The organism is Streptomyces sp. NPDC031274 (genome assembly GCF_055570235.1).
Genome location: NZ_JBVIHP010000028.1, coordinates 42479 through 56803, shown reverse-complemented (window position 1 = coordinate 56803; position 14325 = coordinate 42479). Strand labels below are relative to the sequence as shown.

General features: G+C 71.3%; 16 protein-coding genes. 8 read left to right on the top strand and 8 right to left on the bottom strand.

Annotated elements, in window-relative coordinates; translation table 11 throughout:
- Nucleotides 1-100: 100 nt before the first annotated feature.
- The 3 genes from ACZ5CR_RS34955 to ACZ5CR_RS34945 form a co-directional block, all read right to left on the bottom strand.
- Nucleotides 101-1327: a cytochrome P450 gene (locus ACZ5CR_RS34955; RefSeq protein WP_468865107.1), complete on the bottom strand. Its 1227-nt coding sequence runs from the start codon at nucleotides 1325-1327 to the stop codon at nucleotides 101-103.
- Nucleotides 1328-1510: 183 nt separating this feature from the next.
- Complete coding sequence (locus tag ACZ5CR_RS34950; RefSeq protein ID WP_468865104.1) at nucleotides 1511-2257, bottom strand: chitinase; 747 nt, start codon at nucleotides 2255-2257, stop codon at nucleotides 1511-1513.
- A gap of 292 nt (nucleotides 2258-2549) precedes the next feature.
- Complete coding sequence (locus ACZ5CR_RS34945) at nucleotides 2550-2729, bottom strand: aminoglycoside adenylyltransferase domain-containing protein (protein WP_468865102.1); 180 nt, start codon at nucleotides 2727-2729, stop codon at nucleotides 2550-2552.
- 352 nt (nucleotides 2730-3081) lie between these two features.
- On the opposite strand from ACZ5CR_RS34945, the gene ACZ5CR_RS34940 reads away from it, so the two are divergent.
- The gene (locus tag ACZ5CR_RS34940; RefSeq protein WP_468865099.1) at nucleotides 3082-4554 is read left to right on the top strand and encodes a UDP-N-acetylmuramoyl-L-alanyl-D-glutamate--2,6-diaminopimelate ligase; all 1473 of its coding nucleotides are present in this window, start codon (nucleotides 3082-3084) and stop codon (nucleotides 4552-4554) included.
- 159 nt (nucleotides 4555-4713) lie between these two features.
- A complete protein-coding gene (locus ACZ5CR_RS34935; protein ID WP_468865097.1) occupies nucleotides 4714-6279 on the top strand; it encodes a purine-cytosine permease family protein in 1566 nt (521 codons plus the stop codon).
- Here ACZ5CR_RS34935 and ACZ5CR_RS34930 read toward each other — a convergent pair.
- Entirely contained in the window at nucleotides 6251-6754 is a 504-nt protein-coding gene (locus tag ACZ5CR_RS34930; protein ID WP_468865095.1) for an SRPBCC family protein, read from the bottom strand. The two genes, ACZ5CR_RS34935 and ACZ5CR_RS34930, sit on opposite strands and share 29 nt — an antisense overlap.
- A 157-nt stretch (nucleotides 6755-6911) precedes the next feature.
- Here ACZ5CR_RS34930 and ACZ5CR_RS34925 point away from each other — a divergent pair, with 157 nt between their 5' ends.
- Nucleotides 6912-8960 (top strand): ATP-binding protein, encoded by a 2049-nt coding sequence (locus tag ACZ5CR_RS34925; RefSeq protein WP_468865093.1) that lies wholly within the window; start codon nucleotides 6912-6914, stop codon nucleotides 8958-8960.
- A 50-nt stretch (nucleotides 8961-9010) separates the two neighbouring features.
- On the opposite strand, the gene ACZ5CR_RS34920 is transcribed toward ACZ5CR_RS34925, so the two are convergent.
- The 3 genes from ACZ5CR_RS34920 to ACZ5CR_RS34910 are packed head-to-tail and all read right to left on the bottom strand — an operon-like array spanning nucleotide 9011 to nucleotide 10628.
- A complete protein-coding gene (locus tag ACZ5CR_RS34920; RefSeq protein WP_468865091.1) occupies nucleotides 9011-9352 on the bottom strand; it encodes an Asp23/Gls24 family envelope stress response protein in 342 nt (113 codons plus the stop codon).
- A gap of 20 nt (nucleotides 9353-9372) precedes the next feature.
- Nucleotides 9373-10083, bottom strand: coding sequence for an Asp23/Gls24 family envelope stress response protein (locus ACZ5CR_RS34915; RefSeq protein WP_468865089.1), 711 nt, complete (start codon nucleotides 10081-10083; stop codon nucleotides 9373-9375).
- Nucleotides 10074-10628, bottom strand: a complete 555-nt coding sequence (locus tag ACZ5CR_RS34910) for an RNA polymerase sigma factor (RefSeq protein WP_468865236.1) — start codon at nucleotides 10626-10628, stop codon at nucleotides 10074-10076. The genes ACZ5CR_RS34915 and ACZ5CR_RS34910 overlap by 10 nt, the downstream gene beginning before the upstream one ends.
- A gap of 229 nt (nucleotides 10629-10857) precedes the next feature.
- Between ACZ5CR_RS34910 and ACZ5CR_RS34905 the strand changes: the two genes are divergently transcribed.
- The 4 genes from ACZ5CR_RS34905 to ACZ5CR_RS34890 all read left to right on the top strand — a co-directional run bounded on the left by ACZ5CR_RS34905 (nucleotide 10858) and on the right by ACZ5CR_RS34890 (nucleotide 13218).
- Complete coding sequence (locus ACZ5CR_RS34905; RefSeq protein WP_468865086.1) at nucleotides 10858-11379, top strand: Asp23/Gls24 family envelope stress response protein; 522 nt, start codon at nucleotides 10858-10860, stop codon at nucleotides 11377-11379.
- A 107-nt stretch (nucleotides 11380-11486) separates the two neighbouring features.
- Nucleotides 11487-11672: a hypothetical protein gene (locus ACZ5CR_RS34900; protein WP_249591687.1), complete on the top strand. Its 186-nt coding sequence runs from the start codon at nucleotides 11487-11489 to the stop codon at nucleotides 11670-11672.
- On the top strand, nucleotides 11669-12634 hold the full coding sequence (locus tag ACZ5CR_RS34895; RefSeq protein WP_468865082.1) for a DUF6286 domain-containing Asp23/Gls24 family envelope stress response protein: 966 nt from the start codon (nucleotides 11669-11671) through the stop codon (nucleotides 12632-12634). Before ACZ5CR_RS34900 ends, ACZ5CR_RS34895 begins: the two co-directional genes overlap by 4 nt.
- Nucleotides 12634-13218, top strand: a complete 585-nt coding sequence (locus ACZ5CR_RS34890) for an alkaline shock response membrane anchor protein AmaP (protein ID WP_468865079.1) — start codon at nucleotides 12634-12636, stop codon at nucleotides 13216-13218. Before ACZ5CR_RS34895 ends, ACZ5CR_RS34890 begins: the two co-directional genes overlap by 1 nt.
- A gap of 17 nt (nucleotides 13219-13235) precedes the next feature.
- Here the strand turns inward: ACZ5CR_RS34890 and ACZ5CR_RS34885 are convergent, their stop codons facing one another.
- Nucleotides 13236-13817: a rhodanese-like domain-containing protein gene (locus ACZ5CR_RS34885; protein WP_468865077.1), complete on the bottom strand. Its 582-nt coding sequence runs from the start codon at nucleotides 13815-13817 to the stop codon at nucleotides 13236-13238.
- A gap of 81 nt (nucleotides 13818-13898) precedes the next feature.
- On the opposite strand from ACZ5CR_RS34885, the gene ACZ5CR_RS34880 reads away from it, so the two are divergent.
- Entirely contained in the window at nucleotides 13899-14177 is a 279-nt protein-coding gene (locus ACZ5CR_RS34880; protein WP_468865074.1) for a metal-sensitive transcriptional regulator, read from the top strand.
- Nucleotides 14178-14325 lie beyond the last annotated feature (148 nt).

Below are 14325 nucleotides of genomic sequence, written 5' to 3'. Positions count from 1 at the left end.
CCCTTTTCCCCCCCCCCCCCCCCCCCCCCCCCCCCCCCCCCCCCCCCCCCCCCCCCGCCCCCCCCCCGCCCCCCCCCCCCCCCCCCCCCCCCCGGCGGCTTCAGGCGGTGACGGGAGTGAACCGCACCGGCAGCGACTGCGGTCCGCGGGTGAACACTCCCTGCTCGACGGGGTCGAAGCCGTCGGCGAGCCGTACGTCGGGCATCGCGTCGAGGAGCTGGTCGACGCCGATCTCCACCTCGGCCTTGGCAAGCAGGGCACCCACGCAGAAGTGCCGGCCGAGGGCGAAGGAGAGATGGTCGGCGGCGGCGGAGAACGCGGTCGTCGTGGTCAGGTCGTCCCGGAAGATGTCGAAGCGGTCCGGCTCGCGGTAGCGCTTCTCGTCGCGGTTGGCCGAGCCGATCAGGCAGGTGACGGTGGCACCGGCGGGGATGGTGCCACCGCTGACCTCCACGTCGGTCGCCGACTGCCGCATGATCATGTGGACCGGCGGCGTGTGGCGCAGGGTCTCGGCGAAGGCGCGGGCTATCAGGGTGCGGTCCTGCCGGACGGCTTCGAGCTGCTCGGGGTGCGTCAGGAGGTTGGCGAAGATGCTGGCGATCGCCTTGTCGGTGGTCTCGCCGCCCGCGGCGAGCAGCAGGCTGCAGAAGGCCTTGATGTCCTCGTCACTCATCCGTACGCCATCCACCTCGGCGGCGCACAGGGTGGAGAGCAGGTCGTCTCCGAGGTTGTCGCGGCGCTGCCGGATGATCGGGATCATGTAGTCGGCGAACTCCACCCGGGTGCGTTCACCGGCCGCCGCGACCTCGGCGTCGCCCGCCAGGTTGCCGAGGAAGGCGATGACGGTGGTGTACCAGCCATGGAAGCGGGCGTGATCGGACTTGTCGAGGCCGAGCATGTCGGCGATCACGTTGACGGGGAAGCGGGTGGCGTAGCCCTCGACCAGATCCACGCTGCCGGTGTGCCGGAAGGTGTCGATGAGTTCACGGGAGTTGCGCTCGATGACCGGCAGGAATTTCTCCTGGAGGTCGCTGCCGCGGAACGCCGGTGCGACGAGAGCGCGGCGCACGGAGTGCTCCCGGCCGCTGAGCTGGAGGATCGTCTTGCCGTGGACGGGCTCGATCTGCCAGTCGTAGTTGTCGGTGGTGAACTGCGAGCCCTTGTCCTTGAACACGCGCTCGACGTCCTCGTACCGCGAGACGATCCAGCTCTGTGTCGGCTCGTGCCAGAAGAGCGGCGCGTTCTCCCGCATCACCTGATACGCGGGGTACGGGTCCTTGGCGAACTCGGGCGAGAGGATGTCGGGGACCTGCTGCGCGGTGGACATTGAGCTCCTAGGGCAGAAATCAAACAACGCTCACCAGGCTATTGATCGCCTCCTGACCCAACCAGCCCCTCCCACCGGAACGTTGAGCGCTGCACTAATGTTGGCTGAAAATCACCCCTCGCCCCGCCGTGTCGAAGACGGCGGGGCGAGGGGGAGCAGCGACACCTGGTCGCCGGGGCGGCCTCAGCAGCTGAGCTTGTCGCCCGTGGCGACGCCGAGGATCCCGGTGAACTGGGTGTAGTTGTTGATCCGGCTCTGCACCTGCTCAGGGTTCTTCCCGTCGCATTCCAGACTGCCGTTGATGCTGCGGATCGTCTCGCCGAATCCCGCACTGTTGACCATCGCGTTGTGCGGCGTCATCGTTCCCGGACCGTTCTGCGTGTTCCAGTACCAGAGGCCGGTCTTCCACGCCACGGCCGCGTCGTTCTGGACGAGGTCGGGGTTGTTCAGGAGGTCGATCTTCAGGGCGTCGCCCGCCGCCTTGTAGTTGAAGTTCCAGCTGAGCTGGATCGGGCCGCGTCCGTAGTACTTGTCGTTGCCCGCCGGGCAGCCGTACGGCTGGGAACTGTCGCAGTAGTGCGGGTAGTTCGCGGTGTTCTGCTCGACGACGTGGACCAGGCCGCCCGTCTCGTGACTGACGTTCGCCAGGAAGGCCGCCGCCTCCTGCTTGCGTACGGTGTCGCTGCCGGTGCCGGTGAATTCGGGGTAGGCGCTGAGCGCCTCCTTCAACCCGCCGTAGGTGTAGAAGGAGTTCCGGTTCGGGAACATCTGATTGAACTGGGCCTCACTGACGACGAACTCCGCCGCCGCCCGCTTCCCCGGCTCCGCCTTCTGCGCCTTCTCGGCGGAGGCGTTGGGCGCGAGGGTCAGGAGGGTGAGGGCGGCGACGGAGGCGGTCGCGGTCAGCGCGGCGAGTACACGAGGACGCATGGGGGATCACTCCTTGGGCCGCCGGTGCGTGCGCGACCGACTGCCGGGTGGTGGGGGGATGCGATGGGGGATGCGATGGGGGATGCGGCGGGGGTCCGGTGGGGGGGCTGCGGTGGGGGATGCGCGATCAGGGAGCGCACCGGCACGCCGGAGCCACGGCTTTCCGGAACGCCTCCCGCCGTTGGACTAGACCATACCGAGTGACGCATTCACGTCAAGAGGTCGTCGCATAAGGGCAGTTGAGAGGGTCGCCGGGCCCCTCAGGCAGTACTCGATCCCGCCCAGAACCGCGTCAGGCCGTACTTTCCCCACCCAGAACCTCGACCGCACCGGCGACATACGAGACATACCGACCCACCGAAGGTCGCAGTTCTCCCCAGCGTTCCTCCTCCCCCGCGACGTACACGGCCCGCGCGTGGACGAGCACGGCCCTGTGGACCGGCGGGATCCGGGCGAGGGCCCAGTCGGCCACGGACGAACCGGTCTTGACCGTGGGAGGGGCACGCGCCGCGCGGCCGGCGAGTTTCCGACACGTCTGCCGTGATCCTTCGCGGACGTACACTGAAGCGGTGTCGGGCAGGTTCCTGCTCCGCCCGACCACCTGTGTTCAGCCCTCCACGACCCGGATCCGGTCCTCTGCGACCAGTCGTGCGGCGCACAGGTAGCGTTCCTCGGCCGTCTTGGCCCTTCGGCCCGCACGCAGATATCCCCCCTGTGGGGCCCCGCTCGCCTTACGCGTACACCGCGGATTCCGGCACGTCGTCGCCCTCGCCTCCCAGGCCGGGCGTGCGCGGTGTGCGTGAACCGCCTTCGAGGGGACTTTTGTGAAGCTCAGCGCACTGCTCGACGGGCACGACCACCACGTTCTGCACGGTGACCCGGGCGTCCCGGTCACCGCGGGAATGACCTTCGACGCCGGGCAGGTGACGCCCGGATCGCTGTACGTCGCCGTCCCCGGCCACGAGGAGGGCGGGCCCGGCGGCATCGAACGGGCACTGGAACGGGGAGCCGTGGCGGTCCTCGCCGAGGAGGGCATGCCACCGGCCGCGGGGTCCGCCGGGCAGGTGTGCGTGGTGCGGGTCACCGACGCACGGGCCGCCGCCTCGCTCGTCGCCTCCCGCTACTACGGCGACCCCGGCCGCGCGATGGACGTCGTGGCGATCACGGGCACGAACGGCAAGACTTCCGTCTCGTACATGGTCGAGTCGGTGCTCAGGCTGGCCGAGGGCGCGAAGGTGGGGGTGATCGGCACCTCGGGAAGCCGGATCGGCACGGAGCGGATACCGATGCCACGGTCGGTGCTGAGCACCCCCGAGTCACCGGATCTGCACTACCTTCTCGGCCATATGCGGGACCGGGGCACGAGCAGCGTGGTCCTCGAAGCCACGTCCATGGGTCTGCTGGAGCAGCGCCTGGACCATGTGCCCGTCGCCGTCGGTGTCTTCACCAATCTCACCCAGGACCACCTGGACGACCACGGGACCATGGAGCACTACAAGAACGCCAAGCTGCGCCTCTTCGGAGGGCTGTGCGACCGCGCGGTGGTCAACGCCGACGACCCCGTCAGCGCCGAGATCCAGGCCCTGATGCCGGGCGCGGTGACCACGTACGGCCTGGACGCACCGGCCGACTACCGGGCGAGCGACCTGGTCGTGGACGCCTCGGGCACCCGCTTCACGCTCCACCACGACGGCCGCAAGTACCCTGCCGCGATCCCGATACCGGGCCGCTTCTCGGTGTCCAACGCGCTGGCCACCCTCGCGGCCTGCCATCTGCTCGGGCATGAACTGCCGGCCCTCGTCGAGGCCCTGGACCGGATGCCACCCACGCCGGGCCGGCTCGAACGCTTCACCACGGCGCGGGGTGTCTGCGTGGTCGTCGACTACGCGCACTCGCCGGACTCTCTGGAGAAGGTCCTCGCCACGATCCGCGGCTTCGTGACCGGGTCACTGATCACGGTCTTCGGCTGCGGCGGCGACCGGGACATCACCAAGCGCCCTCTGATGGGCGAGATCGCGGGCCGCCACTCCGATCTGTGCGTCCTCACCTCGGACAACCCGCGCAACGAAGACCCCGAGATCATCCTGGACCAGATCGTTCCCGGTCTGACGTCCACCGGTACGCCCTTCCATCGGGTGGCCGACCGCCGTGCCGCGATCGCGCACGCGCTGTCCGCCGCGCGGCGGGGCGACATCGTGCTCGTCGCGGGCAAGGGCAGCGAGCCGCACCAGATCGTCGGCGATCAGTTCATCGCCTTCGACGACATGACGGTGATCCGCGAACTCGACGCGCTGTAAGGATCTTTACGGCAGCGAATGTGCGATTCATCCATCGCATCAGCGCGCGCAGTGCGAATCGGGCACTGGCGCGGTAGGGCGCACGGCGTTTACGGTCCCTGCGATTCATTACGCCACAGCACCTCGCACGTCGTGGTGCCGTCCCCCAGGGAGCTGCCTGTGCCCAAGGAGTCATCGCCGTCCGTCACCGAGGTCGAGACGCACGGAGTCGAACGCATCCCGGACGCGGACCGCTCGGCCGGGCCGCTCGACCTGTTCCGGCTCGCGTTCGGCGGCGCCAACACGTTCGCCACCTGCGTGCTCGGCGCGTTCCCGATCCTCTTCGGCCTCTCCTTCTGGCAGGGGCTCGCGGCGATGCTCCTCGGACTGCTCATCGGCTCCCTGCTCCTCGCCCCGATGGCGGTGTTCGGGCCGCGCAACGGCACGAACAACGCCGTCTCGTCGTCGGCGCACCTGGGCGTGCACGGCAGGATCGTCGGCTCCTTCCTCTCCCTGCTCACCGCCGTGGCGTTCTTCTCCCTGTCGGTGTGGAGCTCGGGCGACGCGCTCATCGGCGGGGCGCACCGGCTGCTCGGCGTGCCGGAGAGCGATGTGGCCTACGGCTGCGCGTACGCCGTGTTCGCCGCGCTCGTCCTTGCCGTGTGCGTCTACGGATTCCGCTTCATGCTGCTCGTCAACAAGATCGCGGTCGTGGCGGCGACCCTTCTGTTCGTCCTCGGCCTCGTCGCCTTCGCGGGGGACTTCGATCCCTCGTACGCCGGGATCTTCACTTCAGGCGCCGACCAGGCCACCCAGCACCTGTTCTGGCCGTCCTTCGTCGGCGCCGCGCTGATCGTGCTCTCCAACCCGGTCTCCTTCGGCGCCTTCCTGGGCGACTGGGCGCGCTACATCCCCGCGCGGACGTCTCGCCGCAAGGTGATGGGGGCGGCCTTCCTCTCGCAGGTCGCCACGGTCCTTCCGTTCGGCTTCGGCCTGGCGACCGCGGCGATCATCGCCGAGCGGGCGCCCGAGTACATGGACCCTGCCGCCCCGAACTTCGTCGGCGGTCTGCTCGCGATCGCGCCCGGCTGGTACTTCCTGCCGGTCTGCCTGATCGCCCTGATCGGCGGCATGTCGACCGGGACCACCGCGCTGTACGGCACCGGCCTCGACTTCTCCTCGGTCTTCCCGCGGCTCGGCCGTGTCCAGGCCACCGTCCTGATCGGCGTCCTGTCCATCACGTTCATCTTCGTGGGCCGCTTCGGCTTCAACCTGGTCCAGGCGATCTCCACCTTCGCCACGATGATCATCACCTGCACGGTGCCGTGGATGATCGTCATGATGCTCGGCTACGTCACCCGGCGCGGCTGGTACGACCCCGAGGCGCTCCAGGTCTTCACGCGGCGGCAGCACGGCGGGCGCTACTGGTTCGCGCGCGGCTGGAACTGGCGCGGCATGGCGGCCTGGTGGACCGGCGCGGTGACCGGCGTGCTCTTCACCAACATCCCCGGCCAGTTCGTCGGGCCGCTCGGCGACCTCGTGAACGGCACCGACATCAGCCTCCCGCTGGGAGCGGCCGTCGCGGCGGTCGTCTACCTCACCCTGCTCGCGGCCTTCCCGGAGCCGCGCGCGGTGTACGGGCCAAAGGGGCCACGCTGGGTACGGGCGGCCGATACGCCGATCGCTCCGATCACAGGGCCGCCGAACGGCGACACGGTCAACGCGCCGTCTCGAACTCCCGCTTGAGGTTCTTCAGGGTCCTGTCGATGTTGCCGACCTGGAAGACCGCGAAGGTCTTCCCACCCGTGGCGAGGCGGTCGAAGGCGTTGGCCACGAAGGTCGGCCAGGAGCGCCTGTCGTCCGTCCAGGTCTCGGTCACCTTGGTCGCACCGTCACGGTCCTCGAACCGGTACTCCCAGGTGGCGATCGGGGCCCGCAGCCGGGGGCGCTTCAGCCCGATCGCGTGAACGCGGAAGGCGAAGCGCTTGCCCGGATCGGCATCGGTCACCGTGCAGCGCGTGGTCCAGCGGAACGGGCCGCGCTTGTTGTGCCCCTCGAAGACCAGGCCGACACCGGCGGGCGCTTCGTCCCCGGGGACGGTCGCCCCGAGGTTCTCGGGACTCCAGCGCCCCATCAGAGCGGGCTGGCTGACCTGCTCGTACACCGACCGCGGTGACGCCTCGACCAGGATGCTTCGGGACACTGTGAACGTGCGGGTCATGACAACTCCGATCCTCGACCCGCGACCTTACTCATCAGTAGCATGAATGTCAGCCCCTGCCTCGCCCCGCCGCGGGGAGTCGCACACGCCCATGCTGGAGGCGCCCCTTTCGTGCACCTGGTCCGCCACGTCTCCGCGACTGGTGGAGACTGTCCTGATGGTGGGCAATGTTCCGGAGGAGACGGACCGTTTCGTGGGGCGGGCCGTCGAACGGCAGACTCTCGCCTCGACGCTCGTGACGCATCGGCTGACCACGCTCACCGGCACGGGCGGGGTGGGCAAGACGCGCCTGGCCGTGCACACCCTGCACTCCCTGGCCGACAGCGACATCGCGGTGCTCGGCGACGTGTGCTGGGCCGACCTCGGCGCGCTGCCGGACGACCGGTTGCTGATCCCGACCGTGGCCGACGCCGTCGGTCTGGCCGACCACACGCCGGGCATGCCGATCGACGCCCTCCGCGACTGGTTGGCCGACCGGCCCCGGCTGCTCGTACTCGACTCCTGCGAACACCTCGTCGAAGCCTGCCGGAGTCTGGTCACCGACCTGTTCACGGCGTGTCCGCGGCTCACCGTCCTGATCACCAGCAGGCAGCCGCTCGACATGCGCGGCGAGACGCTCCTGGGCCTTGAACCGCTGCCGTGCCACAGCGACGCGCTCACCCTGCTCTTCGAACGCGCCGCGGCCTTCGCGCCCGGGGCCCGCACGGAGCAGCCGGGGCAGCGGGAGGACGCGGCGGAGATCTGCAGGCTCCTCGACGGACTTCCGCTCGCGCTCGAACTCGCCTCCGCCCAACTGGCGCACCACTCCCCGCGCCGGCTCGCCGCCCGGCTCCGCTCGCACCAGGGCGAGTTGCAGGCGGCGGCGCCCATCTGGCCGCGGCGGCACCGGACTCTGCGCACGGCCATCGGCTGGAGCCACGAGCTGTGCGAGCCGCTGGAACGGCTGCTCTGGGCGAGGCTCTCGGTCTTCCGCGGCTCCTTCGACGACGACTCCGTGCAGGACGTCTGCGCGGGAGGCCCGCTCGGCCCCGACACCATCCCCGTCGCGCTCGCGGGTCTGATCGCCAAGTCCGTGGTCGGCCAGGACGCGAGCGGCCGCTACCGCCTGCTCGACACCGTGCGCGAGTACGGGGCGATGTGGCTGGCCGAGCTACGGGAACAGGAAGCTGCCGCCGCCCGGCACGCGGACCACTTCGTCCGGCTCGCCCGACTGGCCGACGAGGGCTGGCTGGGTACGGAACAGGTCGCGTGGTACCGGCGCGTCGCCACGTCGCACACCGACCTGTGCGCCGCGCTCGACCATCTCGCCGCGGCCGAACCCGAGCGCGCCCTCGAACTCATCGGCCGGGTCGCCTTCTTCTGGAGCTGCTGCGGCCATCTGCGCGAGGCCCGGAGCTACTTGGGGCAGGCACTCCTGCTGTGCGACACCGAGAGCCCGGCGCGCGCGAGGGCCCGCTGGGCGCTCGGCGTGGTCGTCCTGCTGCAGGGCCGTCACGACCAGGCGGCCGAGCTCGGCGAGGAGTGCGCGCGGACCGCGGCTCGCGACGACGACGTGGAGGGGCGGATCGCCGCGGCATACCTCCTCGGCATCACCCACCTGCTGTCCGGTGAACCCGACGCGGCCCTGGACGTGGCCGATTCCGCGCTCCGGCAGACCGCGGGCCCGGCCTTCGCCTCCCCTTCGGTGCTCCGCTGTCACCTGGTACGGATCTTCGCCCTCACCGGACTCGGACGCCTCGACGAAGCGGCGGCGCGCGCCACCTCGCTCCGGGAGGACTGCGCCGCGCGGGACGAGTGCTGGACCCGCGCCTACGCCGACTACCAGCTCGCCCTGATCGCGCTGGCCCAGGACGATCCCGCACGGGCCGCCGAGCACGCCCGCGCGATGCTGGACGGCAAGCGCCGCCTGGGCGACAGCTTCGGCATCGCCCTTGGCATGGACGTGCTCGCCGCGGCGGCGGCCGCGCTCGGCCAGGGGGAGACCTCCGCCATGCTGTCGGGAACGGGCCAGACCTACTGGCGTTCCGTGGGGCACGGCCAGCGCGGGACACCCGAACTGCACGACGTCCGCGAGGCGTCCCGTGACCGGGCCCGCACGGCCGTCGGAAGCCAGACCTTCGAGCAGGCGTTCCGTCGTGGCGCGGAGGCGGACCCGCGCGCCGTACTGGCGCTGGCCGTGGAGGGACGGCTGTTCAGCCAGACGTGAGCGGAGCGGGTGCCCGGGCTTTGGGCGCGCTCGGGTCTGGGCGTCTCATCTCAGACGAGTCCGGTGACCGTGACGGCGATCTCCGCCGGGGCGGCCCGCTCCCCCGTCATCCGCTCCCCCGTCACCCGTTCGACGGCCTTCGCGGCGGCCGAGCGCACCTCTCGTGTCACGTCCAGGGCCCGCCGTCCCCTGTGCAGGACGACGTACACCTCCACGCTCCAGTCCTGGGTGTCCTTCCGCCGCCGCACCTGCACTCCGGCCGAGCCCGCCGGAGTACTGGGGAGCCCCCGCCTCCACAAGGCCGAAGAGCGCAGGAGATCCACCAGCCCCGGCCGCAGGAAGGCCACCCCCGGGGTGTCGAGGACCGCTTCTATGACGGCTTCCGCCAGCACGCGGGAAACATCCGATTCGTTCACTGCCGCCACCCTTCCACGCTGTCGTCGCCTGCGTCGTCGATGACATCGGTGATCGTCACGTCCACGGCCGCGACCCGCATGCCGAGATCGGCGTCCGCCGCCTCACGGACCTGGCTTCGCACCCGGTCCGCGGCCTCCGGCAGGTTCCATGTGAGCGGGACCTGCACCTCGACGCGGATCGTGACCGGTCCTCGCGCCAGGCGCCCCGCGGGCGCCGGGGACGCGGAGCCGTCCTCCAGCGGATCGATACGGCAGCTGCCCGCGCGCACGCCGGGCAGCGACTCGGCCGCCGCCCGGACCGTTCTGGCGGCGGCTGCCTCCACGATCCACGCGTCCTCGTCCTCATCGCCGAGCGGCAGCGTCCGGCCCGGCCGCAGTTCAAGCCGCACCACGTCCATGACACGGCCGGTGAGCGCGGAGGTGTCCGGCTCCCGAGTCGCCGTGTCGCGTGCCTCCGTGACGATCCCCTCAAGATGGCGCAGGGCGTCCACGGCCTGTGCGCAGTGCGGGCAGCTCTCGGCGTGGGAATCGGGCACGCCCGCTTCCCACAGTTCCCATACGTACGACAACTCGCGGCCGCAGGGCAGTAGTTCGTCCTCCGACGGCACTCCGAAGCCCGCCTCCCGCTCGTTGTCCAGTACCTCGTTGTCCGGCACTTCGCTCTCCGGCACTTCGCTGTCCGGTACGGATTCCCCGTTCATCGCCATGCGGCCATCGCCTCCGTCAGATAGCGCCGCGCTCTGAAGACCCGGCCGCGGACCGCCTCCGGACTGATACCGACCGTCTCGGCGATGGATTCGTACGGCGCCCCGTCCAGCTCACGCAGCACCCAGCACACCCGCTGTTCCGGCGAGAGCCCTTCCATCGCCCGCGCCAGGTCCTCCACGGCGGCGTGCGCCTCGGCCGCCCGCGCGGGCGAGAACTCGTGCTCCGGCGCGGGCGGTTCGGGCAGGCCGTCCAGCGGCACGACAGGCCGCCGTGAACGCAGCACGTTCAGGCAGCGGTTGGTGACGATGCGGTAGATCCACGTACTGAACTGCGCGTCCCCGCGAAACTCCGGCAGCTTGCGCCAGGCGCTGACGAAGGAGTCCTGCACGGCGTCCTCCGCCTCCGGACGGCTCCCGAGCAGGCGGGTGGCAAGGCGCAGCGCTATGGGCGCGTGGCGGTGCACGAGAGCTTCGAAGGCCTCCTCGTCGCCCTCCGCGGCCCGCACCGCGAGCAGCCCGTCCTCACGTCTCGATGACGCGTCCACTTCCTCGGGTGTTCCGCCCCGGTCGCCCGGCACACGCGGCTCCTCTCACTTCAGTCGTGCTCGTACGACACAGGAAAAGCCCGCCGCGTTACGCGGCCCGGGAACGCTACACGCCGGAGGGAGAAATTCTCGCGAGGCGCGTAACAGGCCTACGGCACCCGGGTCAGAGCAGGAGAAGAGCGAAGTCCCCGACAACGACCAGCCGACCAGACGACCAGGAGATGCCACCATGACGACGCAGGACCTCACTTCGAACGCAGCCGTGTCCGGCGGCACCGAGAAGGACCTCACCGGCGGGGCACACAAGAGCGCCCTGGGAGCCACCACCGTCACGGGCCGTACGGGCGCGGGCGAGCCGGCGGCGACGCGCGGCAAGACGACCATCGCCGATGTCGTGGTCGTGAAGATCGCCGGAATGGCGGCCCGCGAGATTCCCGGCGTGTTCGACATGGGGGGCGGCCTGTCCCGCACGATCGGCGCCGTACGCGACCGTGTTCCCGGCGGACGCCCGAACGTCGGCCGCGGGGTGAAGGTCGAGGTCGGCGAGCGGCAGACGGCCATCGACCTCGACATCGTCGTCGAGTACGGCGTGCCCATCACGGACGTCGCCCATGACGTGCGCGAGAACGTCATCTCGGCGGTGGAGCGCATCACCGGCCTCGAGGTCGTCGAGGTGAACGTCGCCGTCAACGACGTCCACCTGCCCGAGGACGACACCGCGGACGCGGGCGGCGAGACGCGCGTCGAGTAGCTCGCCGTCCCCCTCGTAAGACATCCCCGTACGACATCCCCGTAGGACGTCTCCGTAGCACGTCTCCGTAAGACGTCTCCTCTTCTGTCAGTGGTGTGAGGTGAGTGGTGAGCACAGCTCTGGTCGGTCTGATGGCGGGCATGGCCCTGGGATTCGCCGGGTGGTTCGGCGGCTTCGGCGCGTTCCTTCTGGTCGCGGCGCTCGGCGCGGTCGGCTTCGTCCTCGGCCGCCTCGTCGACGAAGGCACGGACCTCCGCGCCTTCCTCGGCGGGCGTGACCGGGAGCGGCGATGACCACGCCACCGGCGGAGCGCGGCACGACGACGGTCGCGGACCGCGCTGTGCGCCGCATCGCGGAACGCGCCGCGACGGAAGCGCTGGCACCCGGCGCGGTCGAGGTGAGCCGGGGGTCGGCGGCCGTACGCGGTCGCCGGGCCCAGGTCGGTGTCACCGTGACCCTGCCCTATCCCGCCGTGCTCGACGAGGCCGGCGAGCGCGTACGGTCGCACGTCGCCGAACGCACCGCCCGGCTCACCGGTCTGGCCGTGCCATCGGCGCGGATCCGCGTCCGGGGTCTGTCCCCCCGGGCGCGGTCCGCCGGGCAGCTCGCGCCACCGGTGACGGCCACCGAGGCCGCGGGGGCGACCGGGGGTCGTACGCACCGTCCGTGGTCCGGGCGCCGTCTGCCGGTCGCGGTGCTTGCCCTCGCCGCCGCCGTGGCCTGCGGAGTGCTGCTGTACGACGTGGTGTCCGTGCACGCGGCCGGGCACGCTCCCGCGCGGTGGCGGGTCCAGGCGATGGAGTGGCTTGCCACGCATGGTCCGGACAGCGCCACGGCCTCGGGCGTCCTCGCGGCGATCGCCGTGTTCGCGCTCGGCGTGTGGCTGCTTGTCCTCGCCGTCACGCCGGGCCGACGCGGTCATCTCCCGATGAAGCCGCCGGAGCCGGGCGTGCGCGCGGTCCTGGAACGGCGGGCGGTCGCGGTGTTCCTGCGGGACGCCGTGACCGACGTGCCCGGCGTCGGCCGGGTCCGGGTCGAGGTCGGCCGCCGTACGGCACGGGTGCGCGCCGCTCTCGAATTCGGTGACGTGGACGGTGCGCGGCGGGCGGTGACCCAGGCCGCCGAGGCGTCGACCGCCGAGCTCGGCCTGGCCAGGCCGCTGCGGCTGCGCGTTCGGGTGCGAACGACACCCACCTGGCGCGCCCCGGCAGCACCTGACCGTGAGCCCGCGACGGCGGAGAGGAGCACCCCCTGATGAGCCGGCTCCGTAGCGGCACGAACCGCTCGACTCTGCTCTGCGTGGCGGCAGTTCTCCTGGTCGCGGGAGCCGCCCTCGCCACCGCGGCCGCTCCCGTCCGCGAGCGGATGCCGTCGGCCCTGCCCCGTGTCGGCGCCGACCGGGTGTGGCTGGACCAGGAGATGCTCGGCCGCTGGCGTGATCACGGCTGGTGGCCGCCCGTCGTGATCGCCGCCCTTGCCGTCGGCGCCGTCCTGTTCCTCTCCTGGACCGTCGCGCAGGTCCGCACCGGACGGCTGCGCGAACTCCCGCTCGGGCACGCGGGCGTCACCCTCTCGGCGACGGCTCTGGCCTCGGCGATGGCCGAACGGGCCAAGGCTGTCGACGGCGTGGCCCGCGCCCACGTACGTCTCCTCGGACGCCCCCGTCGGCTGCGGGCCCGCGTCACGCTGGTCCTGGACCCCGACGCCGCCCCGGAATCGGTGCTGCGCGAGGTCGCCCGGGGCACCGTCGCCGAGGCGCGGGCGGCGACGGAGCCCCGCGTCCTGGAGGCGGACGTGCGCCTCACCACCCGGCCGCATCGGACGCGCCGCATCCATTGAGTGTCCGCCGGGCGCCCTCAGGACTGCAGGGCGTCCAGCGTGGTGCGCAGGTCCGTGGCGCGAGGGCGGTTGTGGGGAAGCCTGGCGAGTACGGCGGCCATGCCGCAGGTGTCGGTGGCGGCGGAGAAGACGAGGCCCGCGCCGACACCGGCGGCCAGCCAGCGCGCGGGCCTGAAGCGGGTTCCGGCGGCGAGACCCAGGACGACCAGGGACCCGGCGGCGAGACGGACCTGGCGCTCCATCGCCCAGGCCCTCGGCGCCCCTTCGGAGGGCTGCAGCGGGTGGCCCTGCGCGACCCAGGCGGTGGTGCCGCCGGCGAGGGTGGCGGCCGGGATGTCGGCGTCTGCCAGCTCGGCGCCCGCGGTGGCGGAGCGGTTTCCGGAGGCGCAGACCATCAGGAGCTCGCCGCGGGCGGCGGCGGCCTTCAGCTCGGGCAGCGCCGTGCGCAGGTGGTCGAGGGGGATGTTGTGGGATCCGGGGAGATGGCCGGAGGCGTACTCACCCGGGGTGCGGACGTCGATGACGGTGTAGCGGTCAAGGTGGTTGGCTGCCTGGGCGGGGGCCAGGTCCGTGGGGGTCAGATCGGTGGGGGGAGTCATGTGGAGCTGTCCTTTCGTTGAAACAAGGCTCTCACTCCCGCAGGCTACAATACCCCCAGGGGTATTCATGGAGGTGGCAGCGTGGAGCTGGAGATGGCGGCCGACGAGCTGAAGTCGGTGCTCAACCGCCTGCGCCGGGCGCAGGGCCAGATCGCCGGCATCATCAAGATGATCGAGGACGGCAGGGACTGCGAGGACGTGATCACGCAGTTGGCCGCGGTCTCCCGCGCCCTTGACAGGGCCGGGTTCGCGATCATCGCGACGGGACTCCAGCACTGCATGGCCGAGGATGAGCAGACGGCGGGTGACCGGGTCCTGATGCGGGCCCGTCTGGAGAAGCTGTTCCTCTCCTTGGCCTGACCCCGCTGACCGTACTGCTGACGGCCGCCCCACGCGTACTGCTGACGGCCGTCCCACGGCTCTCAGGCGTCGCGGGGGGGGGGGGGGGGGGGGGGGGGGGCGGGGGGGGGGGGGGGGGGGGGGGGGGGGGGGGGGTTGGGGGTTGCCT

Bases quoted from the DNA above. Each gene is read 5' to 3' on its own strand.
- ACZ5CR_RS34930 (WP_468865095.1), bottom strand. From the start codon at position 6,754: ATGACCCGCACGTTCACAGTGTCCCGAAGCATCCTGGTCGAGGCGTCA.
- ACZ5CR_RS34950 (WP_468865104.1), bottom strand. From the start codon at position 2,257: ATGCGTCCTCGTGTACTCGCCGCGCTGACCGCGACCGCCTCCGTCGCC.
- ACZ5CR_RS34915 (WP_468865089.1), bottom strand. From the start codon at position 10,083: ATGGCGATGAACGGGGAATCCGTACCGGACAGCGAAGTGCCGGAGAGC.
- ACZ5CR_RS34925 (WP_468865093.1), top strand. From the start codon at position 6,912: ATGGTGGGCAATGTTCCGGAGGAGACGGACCGTTTCGTGGGGCGGGCC.
- ACZ5CR_RS34895 (WP_468865082.1), top strand. From the start codon at position 11,669: ATGACCACGCCACCGGCGGAGCGCGGCACGACGACGGTCGCGGACCGC.
- ACZ5CR_RS34885 (WP_468865077.1), bottom strand. From the start codon at position 13,817: ATGACTCCCCCCACCGATCTGACCCCCACGGACCTGGCCCCCGCCCAG.
- ACZ5CR_RS34955 (WP_468865107.1), bottom strand. From the start codon at position 1,327: ATGTCCACCGCGCAGCAGGTCCCCGACATCCTCTCGCCCGAGTTCGCC.
- ACZ5CR_RS34905 (WP_468865086.1), top strand. From the start codon at position 10,858: ATGACGACGCAGGACCTCACTTCGAACGCAGCCGTGTCCGGCGGCACC.
- ACZ5CR_RS34890 (WP_468865079.1), top strand. From the start codon at position 12,634: ATGAGCCGGCTCCGTAGCGGCACGAACCGCTCGACTCTGCTCTGCGTG.